The sequence below is a fragment of the Brevundimonas denitrificans genome, assembly GCF_030160755.1.
GTDB lineage: Bacteria > Pseudomonadota > Alphaproteobacteria > Caulobacterales > Caulobacteraceae > Brevundimonas > Brevundimonas denitrificans.
Genome location: NZ_BSOY01000035.1, coordinates 18,596 through 28,449, shown reverse-complemented (window position 1 = coordinate 28,449; position 9,854 = coordinate 18,596). Strand labels below are relative to the sequence as shown.

Genomic DNA, 9,854 nt, shown 5'->3' with positions numbered 1-9,854 from the left:
GGCCGAGCCGGCGGCTCCGGCGCGGGCGACGGCGGCTGCGACATGGTCCGTTGGCTGCAGGACGCCCTGCGCGACGACCCCGAGGTCCGGGCCGCCGTCGCGCGCGCCCAGGGCGAGGTCGGTCCGGGCAAGGCCCTGCTGGTCTGGAACGGCGACTGGATCCGCAATCCGGGCGAGGCGGGCGAGGGTCTGGCCGGGGTGCGTCAGGCCATCGCCATGGAGGTCGCCTTCGCTCCCCAGGCCTGCCGCGCCCAACCGATGCGGGGGCTGGTGCTGATCAGTTTCAGCGATGCGGCGGGCGGGCCGAGGCTGGTTCTGGGCAAGGGAGCGTGGCGCTGGGGGGATATGCTCAGGGGGCGGTAGGCCCCGGGGCGGCTAGTCGATGGCCGGCGCCCGATAGTTTTCCTGCCGCGAGTTCGGCGAGGGCCCGAACCGGTTGGCGCCCGGGGTGCCCGGCAGGAACCCGAGGATGACCAGGAACACCAGCCATATGGCGATCTGCACGAGGTTCAGGGCGTCGAAGATCAGGGCCTCGTTCTCCCCCTCCGGTACGCTGAGCAGTTGCAGGCCCGTGGCGGCGATCACCACGCCGAGGCCGAACAATGCGGAGGCCCCATACCACCAGCCCGACATGTTGCGGTCGTGCGAGCGCCGGACGGCGACGGCGGTGATCGGCCAGAGGAAGAGCAGCTGAACGATCAGTCCGAACGCCGCTGCTGCGATCGGCTTCTGTTCGGCCGGCAGCCAGCTCAGGGCCAGCATGCCGATCATCAGCCCCGCCAGCAGGGTGACCAGCACCTGCAGGAAGGACAGTCCCATGGACACCAGCCAGAAGTCCATGCGGTTCGCCCGCCCGGAAAAGCTGAACATGTCCATGGCGCGCCCCTTTCCCGCGGAAAGGTCGCACAGGTTGTCAGGGGCGGCAACCATGCCGCGCAGGCCCGGTCTCAGCGAATGCTCAGGTTTCGCTCATGCCGCTCACCCGGCCGGCGGTCAGGGTGCAGGCTCCGCTGACCGGGACGCCGCCATGCCGCCTGCCTTGCACGCCTATGCCGGATGCTACGCCGGGGAGTCGGCCGCGTCGGCCGAGGTCATCGCCGCCGACGGGGGCGTGGCCGTGCGGTTCGGGCGAGGGTCGCTAGGGGGGCTGGAGCTGCCGGCGGCGTCGCCGGACGTGTTCCGGCGAGGCTCGATGATCGCGCGGTTCCACCGGAACGCGGACGGCGAGGTCGTGGGCTTCAGCTACAGCGATCCGCTGCTGCGCGGGCTGAGGTTCACGCGGCGGGACTGAGGCCTATTCGAACTCCACCAGCACGTCGTCCGCCGCCACGGGATCGCCCGCCGCGGCGCCGACGGACTTCACCACGCCGTCGCGCTCGGCCTTGAGGATGTTCTGCATCTTCATGGCCTCGATGATGGCGACGGTCTCGCCGGTCTTGACCTCCTGGCCGACGGTCACCGGGATGGAGACGACGAGGCCCGGCATGGGGGACTGGATCAGTTTCGAGGTGTCGGCGGCGACCTTTTCCGGCAGGCGGGCGTAGAGGGCGGCGACGGCGGGGCTCAGCACGCGGACGCGGGCGCGGGCGGCGCGGGTGCGGATGACGAAGCCGTCGGCCACGCGGCTGACCTCGGCCGTGAAGGGGACGCCGTCCAGGGCGGCGCGGAACTGGGCCAGGCCGGGGCGCCAGTCGATGTCGGAGAGCTGCAGGGCGCGGTCCTCGCCGGCGAGGTCCAGCGTCAGGGCCTCGTCGTCGTCATAGCCGAGGGAGACGCCGTGGGCGTCGCCGGGGCCGGCGGGATGGCACGGACCCTGGGCGGCGATCAGGACGATCCAGTCAGTGCGGCCGGACGGATCGCCGGACTGTTCCGAGGCGATCTCGTTCATGGCGGCGGCCGTGGCGATCAGGATGTCGGTCTGGCGGCGGTCGGGCAGGAGGCCGTGGAAGCCGTCGGGGAATTCGTCCTTGATATAGCTGGTCGAGATATGGCCCGAGCGGAAGCGGGGCTGGTCCATGACGGCGGCGAGGAAGGGAATGTTGTGCCCGACGCCGTGGATGTGGGTGTCCTCCAGCGCCCGGGCCATGCCGTCGACGGCGGCGTCGCGGGTCTCGCCCCAGGCGCAGAGCTTGGCGATCATGGGATCGTAGAACATCGAGATCTCGTCGCCCTCGCGGACGCCGGAATCGTTGCGGACCGTGTAGTCGCCCTGATCGCCTTCCTCGGGCTGCTCATAACGAACCAGCCGGCCGATCGAGGGCAGAAAGCCGCGGTAGGGGTCCTCGGCGTAGATGCGGCTCTCGATGGCCCAGCCGTTGATGGCCAGGTCCTTCTGAGCGAAGGCCAGCTTCTCGCCCCAGGCCGAGCGGATCATCTGTTCGACCAGATCGACGCCGGTGATCAGTTCGGTCACTGGGTGCTCGACCTGCAGCCGGGTGTTCATCTCAAGGAAGAAGAACGAGCGGTCCTGACCGGCTACGAACTCGACCGTGCCGGCGCTGTCGTAGTTCACGGCCTTCGCGAGGGCGACGGCCTGGGCGCCCATGGCGTCGCGGGTGGCCTGGTCCAGCAGCGGGGAGGGGGCCTCCTCAATGACCTTCTGGTTGCGGCGCTGGATCGAGCATTCGCGCTCGAACAGGTGGACGACATTGCCGTGCTTGTCGCCCATCACCTGGATTTCGATGTGGCGCGGGTCGATGATGAATTTCTCGAGGAAGACGCGGTCGTCGCCGAAGGCGTTCAGGGCCTCGGCCTTCACGGCGGCGAAGCCCTCGGCCATGTCGGCGTCGGAGTGGGCCACGCGGATGCCCTTGCCGCCGCCGCCGGCCGAGGCCTTGATCATGATCGGATAGCCGATCCCGTTGGCGATGGTGATCGCCTCTTCCGTCGTCTCGATCAGCCCCATGTGGCCGGGGACGGTGGAGACGCCGGCGGCGGCGGCCAGCTTCTTGGAGCTGATCTTGTCGCCCATGGCCTCGATGGCCTCGGGGTTGGGGCCGATGAAGGCGATGCCCTCGTCGCGCAGGCGGCGGGCGAAGCCGGCGTTCTCGGAGAGGAAGCCGAAGCCGGGGTGGACCGCTTCGGCGCCGGTCTGGCGCACCGCTTCGACGATCCGGTCGGCCAGCAGATAGGACTGGGCCGCGGGGGCGGGGCCGATCAGGACGGATTCGTCGGCCATCTCGACGGCCAGGGAGCCGGCGTCGGCCTCGGAATAGACCTGCACCGTCTTGATGCCCATGCGGCGGCAGGTCTTGATGATGCGGACGGCGATTTCGCCGCGGTTGGCGATCAGGATTTTGGAGAACATGCGTCTTTGAATCTGAAGCGAACGTGATCGCGGCGTGAAGGGACCGCCCCGATTAGGCCGCGATCCAGCGGGAGTAAACCGGAGGGGCGTTCACCTGAGCCGGGTATGGGCTTGGCAAGGGCGGTTCCGATGGGGTTTAACCCGTTCCAGTTCCGTTCATCCCCGCCCCTTCAATCTTGATCCGTCCCTGTCCCGCTTACTGGCCTGGAGCCTGACCTGATGTCCCGACCGCTTACCTTCGCCGCCGCCGCCGCCCTGTCCCTCGTCGTCAGCGCCGGCGCCGCCTCCGCCCAGGACTTCCGGGCCCTGGCCCGGCAGGATCTGCAGCGGTCGCATGACGAACTGGCCGCCAACCATCCGGCGCCGGCGGTGCCGGGCGCGGCCAGCCAGGGCTTCCGGGCCTGGCTCGACAGCGGACTGCAGGAATCCCTCGGTCTGGCCTCGCGCGTGAACAGCGGCGACAGCCACGCCTATCTGCTGCGCTATTACGCCGGCGGCTTCCGCGATTCGAACATCCGGGTCAGCCCGACCTTCGAGGGCATGGGCCCCTATTTCGGCACCAGCTGGCCGGGCTTCGCCACCGGCTGGCGCAACGGCCGCTATGTCGTGACCTATGTGAAGCCGGGCACGCGCGGCGCGCCGCGGGTCGGCGACGTGGTGACCGAGTGCAATGTCACCCCGATCGAGGAATTCGCCCGCGCCAAGCTGGACCGCTGGGAGGGCAACCTCGAGACCGAGGCCGGCCGCGTCACCTCGGCGCCCTATCTGATGTGGAACCGCAACAATCCCTTCACGGCGGGCGTGCCGTCGCAGTGCAGCTTCCAGTCCGGGCGCGGCCGTCCGCGTGAACTGCAGATCCGCCCCATCCCGGTCGTCGCCGGCGATCTTGAGGCCGCCTACCGCGCCACCGTCTATATGCCGCCCGCCACCCCGCTGGCGGTGGAGACGGTCAACGGCCGGCCCTGGCTGCATGTCCACTCCTTCGCCGACACCGCCGGCTGGCCTGCTTTCAACGCCGCCGTCGAGGCCCAGGCCGCGACCCTGCGCGGACCTCAGGGCTTTGTCCTCGACCTGCGCGCGGCCTCGGGCTCGGGCGAGAACTCCTCGACCGCGCGCGGCTATGGCCTGGCCAACCGCATCTGGACGCCCGAGTTCACCGTCAGCCGCCAGCCGGCCGCCGGCGACATCACCTACCGCGCCACCCAGGGCAACCGCGACTGGTACGCCGCCGCGCTCGGCCGCATGGAGGCCGATCCCTATTTCGTCCAGGAATCCATGTCGGTGATCGAGCAGACGCGCGAGATCGTGGCCGCCTATGACGCCGCCATCGCCGCCGGCCGTCCGACCTTCACCCTCGCGGGCCGCCCCGCCGTGGCCGACACCGGCGCGCCCAACCCCGTCCAGGGGCCGGTGATCGTCCTGGTCGACGCCGGCTGCTCGGGCGGCTGCCTCGACACCCTGGACCTGCTGTCCAGACTGCCGAACGTGCGCATCGCCGGTTCGACCACGGCCACCGACTCGATCTTCGTCGAGCCGACGCTGCTGCGCCTGCCGTCGAACTATTCGGACCTGAGCTACGGCCACAAGGCCTGGACCTCGCGCCCGCGCGCCAACAACCAGCCCTACACCCCGGCCCAGGGCCTGACCTACACCGGCAACCCCGTCGACGAGACGGCCGTCCGGGCCTGGGTCGGGACGCTGTTCCAGTAAACCTGCATGACCCTTCCCCCCTTGCGGGGGAAGGTGGGCCGGAAGCGGCCCGGATGGGGGGACTGCCGCTGGCAGTCCCCTTTTTTCGTATCCGGAGCGATGACTGAGCCCCCATCCCTTTCGCTATGCGAGCCACCTTCCCCCGCGAGGGGGGAAGGAACTCATCACTGGAACCCTCGGCCGGCGCTTCCTATCTCAACGCCATGACCGATCCAGACACCGCTCAAGCCCTGCGTTCCTCATCCGGCTATGACCTCACGCCCCCCAGCGACAGCCAGCGGGTGGCGCTGGAGGCGGACCTGTCCGCCGAAGAGAAGCGCGTTCTGCTGGCGCACGGCACCGAGGCGCCGTTCTGCGGAACGTTGCTGGGCGAGAAGCGGGCGGGGGTGTTCTGCTGTCGGGAATGCGGCCTGCCGCTGTTCCGGACCGGGACCAAGTTCGAGAGCGGCACCGGCTGGCCCAGTTTCACCGAGCCGGTCGATCCGGCGCACGTCCGTGCGATCACCGACCGGTCCCACGGCATGACCCGCACCGAGACCCGCTGCGCCCGCTGCGACAGCCACCAGGGCCATGTGTTTCCGGACGGACCGGGGCCCGGCGGCCTGCGCTACTGCATCAATTCGGTGGCCCTGACCTTCGTGCCCGAGGGCGGGCGGCTGCCAGACCCGCTGGGACGCGGCGACGGGACGGCCTGACCGCCCGGCGCGCTGCGCCGGGCGGCTTTTTGCGCGAAGCATGATCTATTCTGAAAACCGCGAACACTTTTCGGGATCACGCTCTGGCCTCATTTGAGGCTAGGGTGAGGTTTCGAGTGGAGTCCGTCGCATGGCCGTTTTCGCACTGATCCTGACGGCCGCGCTGCTGGCCTCCGATCCTGACGGCGTCGTCGCCACCGCCCCCGCCACCACCGTCGACCTCGAAGCCTCGGCCCGGCCGGTCGCCGCCTCGACCGCCGGCGCGACCCAGGACGCCGTGCCGCACGGCCTGACCACGGATCAGCAGATCGATCGCTGGATCGCCGGGCGCTCGACGGCTGACAAGCCCTGGGGAGAGACCGCGAACGAGCCGGCCGACGATCGCAAGATGCACGGCGAGGTCAGTTTCGGCATCGGCACCGGCGGCTATCGCGACTATGGCGCGGCGGTTTCGCTGCCGGTCGGGGAGCATGGGCGATTGGACCTCAGCTACCGGCAGGTCGAGAACGGCTATGCGTATTACGGGTCCGGCCTTGAGCAGCCCTATTATGACGACAGCGGTTACGCCTTCCCGGGCTACCAGTCGCCGCAGGCGGCGGGAGAATATGAGAGCCGCCTTATGCGGCCGAACGGCCCGCCGCGGCGCTACCCGCTGATCCAGCCGAATCGCGCCGGCGACTGACGGTCCGGACCCTTGTCATCCCGGCCGAAGCGAAGCGGAGAGCCGGGACGGGATGTCCAATTGGTCCGGACCTCCCGGAAATCGCCACGCGATTGTCCGGGAGACAGGTCGCCGCCACGCTGTCTGTCCTGACGTGTCGCCCGGATAGCCGCTGACGCGCCTTCCGGGCGGTCGGATGATTGTGCTCCCACGTCCCGGATCGCCGCGTTGCGGCGTCCGGGATGACAAGGTCCAGGGCTTGAACAGGATGCCGGTGCAGCGTGTTGCAGGCACCGGAACGGAAAAGGGCGGAGCTGTAAAAGCTCCGCCCTTTCTGTCTTCAGAGGTGGTGCCGCCGGGGGGAATCGAACCCACGACCTCAGCCTTACCAAGGATGCGCTCTACCACTGAGCTACGGCGGCCTGATCTGAGGAAGCGGCCCTATAGCCAACCGGGGACAAAGGGGGAAGCCCCGATTGCAGCCGCTTGCGGAAAAGTTCGACTGCGGGTCTGATCGGCGCATGGATGAGTCCGAGACCGCCGCGCCCCGACCCGACCTGCCGGCGAGCCTGCCGGACCCCCTGGCGCCGGCGAAAACGCCCGCGACAGCACGGGCCCAGCGGCTGGCCACGGCCCTGCGGGACAATCTGAAACGGCGCAAGGCGGCCGCGCGGTCCGCCAAGCCTGCAAAGCCGAGCAACTGAATGTCATCGGCCGGACGGACGTCGGCCTTTCGCAAGGACGCTGGTCCGCGCTAGATAGCCGATCCCCCCTTGCGCCCTGCACGGGGTCGCAAGAGACGACATGGACAGCATCGCCATCACCGGCGGCGCCCGTCTGAACGGAACGATTCCGATCAGCGGCGCCAAGAACTCCGCCCTCAAGCTGATGGCCGCATCGATCCTGACCGATCAGCCGTTGCTTCTGACCAATATGCCGCGTCTGGCGGATACGAAATTCCTCGGTCGTCTGCTGGAGGAACTCGGGGTCCAGGTCTCGGAGCGCGAGGGCGCCGAGGGGCAGGAGACGCTGTTTCATGCCGCCGCCCTGACCTCGACCTTCGCCCCCTACGATCTGGTTCGCCAGATGCGGGCCTCGTTCAATGTGCTGGGGCCGCTGCTGGCCCGCACCGGCGAGGCCAAGGTGTCCCTGCCCGGCGGCTGCACCATCGGCGCGCGGCCGGTCGACCTGCATCTGCAGGCCCTGACGGCCATGGGGGCCGAGATCGAGCTGGACGAGGGTTATGTCATCGCCCGGACGCCGCACGGCCTGAAGGGGGCCGAGATTGAGTTTCCCTTCGTCTCGGTCGGCGCGACCGAACACGCCCTGCTGGCCGCCGTGCTGGCGGACGGGGTGACCGTGCTGCGCAAGGCCGCGCGCGAGCCGGAGATCGGCGACCTGGCCCGCTGCCTGACCGCCATGGGCGCGCGGATCGAGGGAATCGACACGGACGAGCTGGTCATCACCGGCGTGGGTTCGCTGGGCGGGGCCGAGTGGTCGGTGATTCCCGACCGGATCGAGATGGGCTCCTACGCCGTGGCCGCGGCCATGACGGGGGGCGAGGTGCGGCTGACGAAGACGCGGCCGGAGCTGATGACGGCCCTGGGCGAAAAGATGATCGAGGCCGGGGTCGAGGTGACGCCGACCGCGGACGGGGTGATCGTGAAGCGCGACCCGGCCGTGCGGCTGAAGGCCGTCAATGTGGCGACCGAGGTCTATCCGGGCTTCGCCACCGACCTGCAGGCCCAGTTCATGGCCCTGATGACCACGGCCGAAGGCGACAGCGTCATCCACGAGAACATCTTCGAGAACCGCTTCATGCACGCGCCCGAGCTGGCGCGGCTGGGGGCGGACATCCATGTCCAGGCCGGGGAGGCGGTGGTGCATGGCGTGACCGCGCTGCACGGCGCCCAGGTCATGGCCACGGACCTGCGGGCCTCGGTCAGCCTGGTCATCGCCGGCATGGCGGCCCAGGGCGAGACCACGGTCGGGCGCGTGTATCACCTCGATCGCGGGTTCGAGCGGCTGGAAGAGAAGCTGAGCGCCTGCGGCGCCGAGATTCGCCGCGTCCGGGACGACGACCATGAGCACTGAGGCCGGCGAGGTCGAGGCGGACACGGAGGCGGACGTGGGCGCGCGCGCGCCGGTCGAGCCGCTGCGCCTGCTGGCCGAGGACGCCGACGACCTGCACATCATCTCCGCGGCGCTGCAGGACGCCATCCTGCGGCCGGTCGACATCGTCTGGGAGCCGTCGTGGCGGCGCGTGACGCTGAAGCTGAGCCGCTTCTGCTGGGAGTGCGGCGGCACGCGGGTGATGGCCGCCATGCAGTTCGGCGACGTGATCGCGGTCAAGAGCCGACGCCTGCCGCGCCTGCCCGAGAGCGCGCTGGAGCTGCTGGCCATGGAGTTCGCGCCGGACGAGGCGCCCGGGGGTCGGGTCATCCTGATGTTCGCCGGCGGGGGCGACCTGCGCATCGACGTGGAATGCCTGGACGCCGTGCTGACGGACCTGTCGGAACGCTGGCCCGCGAAACTGGCGCCGACCCATCTGTCGGAAGAGGCGGATCCGACGTGAGCGAACACCGGCTGACCTCGATCGACCTCGACCCTGCGACCCTGCAATCCGCGACCGCCGAGATCGAGCATGAACGGCGTGTCGCCATCTTCGATCTGGTCGAGAAGAACAGCTTCCAGCCCGCCGGCGCGGCGGGCGGCCCTTATGCGCTGAAGCTGGCGATGGTGGACGGCCGGCTGGCGTTCGAGATCACCGGGCCGGAGTTTCACCGCGTCCACGGCCTGTCCCTGACGCCCCTGAACAAGGTGGTGAAGGACTATATCGCCATCTGCGACAGCTATTACGAAGCCCTGCGCGGCACCTCGCCCGCCCAGATCGAGGCCGTCGACATGGGCCGGCGCGGCCTGCACAACGAAGGCGCCGAACTGCTCAAGGCCCGGCTGGACGGCAAGATCGCCATCGACCACGAAACGGCGCGGCGGTTGTTCACGCTGGTGACGGCGCTGTACCGGCGGGGGTAGGGGAGTGATTAGTGGCTGCCGGCCTCAGGCAGCGGCGGTGGATCGGCAGACGCCATCGGCTGCATCAGCAAACCACTAATCACTAGCCACTAATCACTCCTCGCCACCCGCCGCCTCGACTAACGGCCGGATTTCAGGCATACGCCCGCTCCTTAACGACGCGCGCTTTCGCCCGGCGCGCGTTCTGACTCGTATTCACAGGGCGCGAGAGGCCGCATGGCTAAGGAAGAACTGCTCGAGTTTCCCGGCGTCGTCAGCGAACTGCTGCCGAATGCGACGTTCCGCGTGCTGCTCGAGGGCAACGACCACGAGATCATCGCCCACACCGCCGGCAAGATGCGCAAGAACCGCATCCGCGTGCTGGCCGGCGACAAGGTCCTGGTCGAGATGACGCCCTATGACCTGACCAAGGGCCGCATCACCTATCGCTTCAAGTAAGGACGGG

11 protein-coding genes, 1 tRNA gene and 1 pseudogene are annotated in these 9,854 nt (G+C 69.2%); 10 read left to right on the top strand and 3 right to left on the bottom strand.

Annotated features, from left to right (window positions below; genetic code table 11):
• A pseudogene (locus QQJ79_RS09100) lies at window positions 1-363 on the top strand (hypothetical protein); the annotation flags it as partial.
• 12 nt (window positions 364-375) lie between these two features.
• Here QQJ79_RS09100 and QQJ79_RS09095 read toward each other — a convergent pair.
• Window positions 376-876: a DUF805 domain-containing protein gene (locus QQJ79_RS09095; RefSeq protein WP_284222609.1), complete on the bottom strand. Its 501-nt coding sequence runs from the start codon at window positions 874-876 to the stop codon at window positions 376-378.
• Between the two features lie 151 nt (window positions 877-1,027).
• Between QQJ79_RS09095 and QQJ79_RS09090 the strand changes: the two genes are divergently transcribed.
• Window positions 1,028-1,291 (top strand): hypothetical protein, encoded by a 264-nt coding sequence (locus QQJ79_RS09090; RefSeq protein WP_284222608.1) that lies wholly within the window; start codon window positions 1,028-1,030, stop codon window positions 1,289-1,291.
• Between the two features lie 3 nt (window positions 1,292-1,294).
• Here the strand turns inward: QQJ79_RS09090 and QQJ79_RS09085 are convergent, their stop codons facing one another.
• Window positions 1,295-3,307, bottom strand: a complete 2,013-nt coding sequence (locus tag QQJ79_RS09085) for an acetyl-CoA carboxylase biotin carboxylase subunit (protein WP_284222607.1) — start codon at window positions 3,305-3,307, stop codon at window positions 1,295-1,297.
• Between the two features lie 219 nt (window positions 3,308-3,526).
• On the opposite strand from QQJ79_RS09085, the gene QQJ79_RS09080 reads away from it, so the two are divergent.
• From QQJ79_RS09080 to QQJ79_RS09070, 3 genes are all read left to right on the top strand, one after another.
• The gene (locus QQJ79_RS09080; RefSeq protein ID WP_284222606.1) at window positions 3,527-5,017 is read left to right on the top strand and encodes a hypothetical protein; all 1,491 of its coding nucleotides are present in this window, start codon (window positions 3,527-3,529) and stop codon (window positions 5,015-5,017) included.
• Window positions 5,018-5,220: 203 nt separating this feature from the next.
• Complete coding sequence (gene msrB / locus QQJ79_RS09075; RefSeq protein WP_284222605.1) at window positions 5,221-5,712, top strand: peptide-methionine (R)-S-oxide reductase MsrB; 492 nt, start codon at window positions 5,221-5,223, stop codon at window positions 5,710-5,712.
• 130 nt (window positions 5,713-5,842) lie between these two features.
• Window positions 5,843-6,394 (top strand): hypothetical protein, encoded by a 552-nt coding sequence (locus tag QQJ79_RS09070; RefSeq protein WP_284222604.1) that lies wholly within the window; start codon window positions 5,843-5,845, stop codon window positions 6,392-6,394.
• Between the two features lie 326 nt (window positions 6,395-6,720).
• On the opposite strand, the gene QQJ79_RS09065 is transcribed toward QQJ79_RS09070, so the two are convergent.
• Window positions 6,721-6,795: transfer RNA gene (locus tag QQJ79_RS09065), tRNA-Thr, on the bottom strand.
• A gap of 99 nt (window positions 6,796-6,894) precedes the next feature.
• Between QQJ79_RS09065 and QQJ79_RS09060 the strand changes: the two genes are divergently transcribed.
• From QQJ79_RS09060 to infA, 5 genes are all read left to right on the top strand, one after another.
• Window positions 6,895-7,077, top strand: a complete 183-nt coding sequence (locus tag QQJ79_RS09060) for a hypothetical protein (RefSeq protein ID WP_284222603.1) — start codon at window positions 6,895-6,897, stop codon at window positions 7,075-7,077.
• Window positions 7,078-7,177: 100 nt separating this feature from the next.
• The gene (murA, locus tag QQJ79_RS09055; protein WP_284222602.1) at window positions 7,178-8,467 is read left to right on the top strand and encodes a UDP-N-acetylglucosamine 1-carboxyvinyltransferase; all 1,290 of its coding nucleotides are present in this window, start codon (window positions 7,178-7,180) and stop codon (window positions 8,465-8,467) included.
• Window positions 8,457-8,948, top strand: a complete 492-nt coding sequence (locus QQJ79_RS09050; protein WP_284222601.1) for a DUF2948 family protein — start codon at window positions 8,457-8,459, stop codon at window positions 8,946-8,948. Before murA ends, QQJ79_RS09050 begins: the two co-directional genes overlap by 11 nt.
• Window positions 8,945-9,409, top strand: coding sequence for a UPF0262 family protein (locus QQJ79_RS09045; protein WP_284222600.1), 465 nt, complete (start codon window positions 8,945-8,947; stop codon window positions 9,407-9,409). The genes QQJ79_RS09050 and QQJ79_RS09045 overlap by 4 nt, the downstream gene beginning before the upstream one ends.
• A gap of 216 nt (window positions 9,410-9,625) precedes the next feature.
• Window positions 9,626-9,847: a translation initiation factor IF-1 gene (gene infA, locus QQJ79_RS09040; RefSeq protein WP_013269122.1), complete on the top strand. Its 222-nt coding sequence runs from the start codon at window positions 9,626-9,628 to the stop codon at window positions 9,845-9,847.
• The last annotated feature ends 7 nt before the right edge of the window (window positions 9,848-9,854 follow it).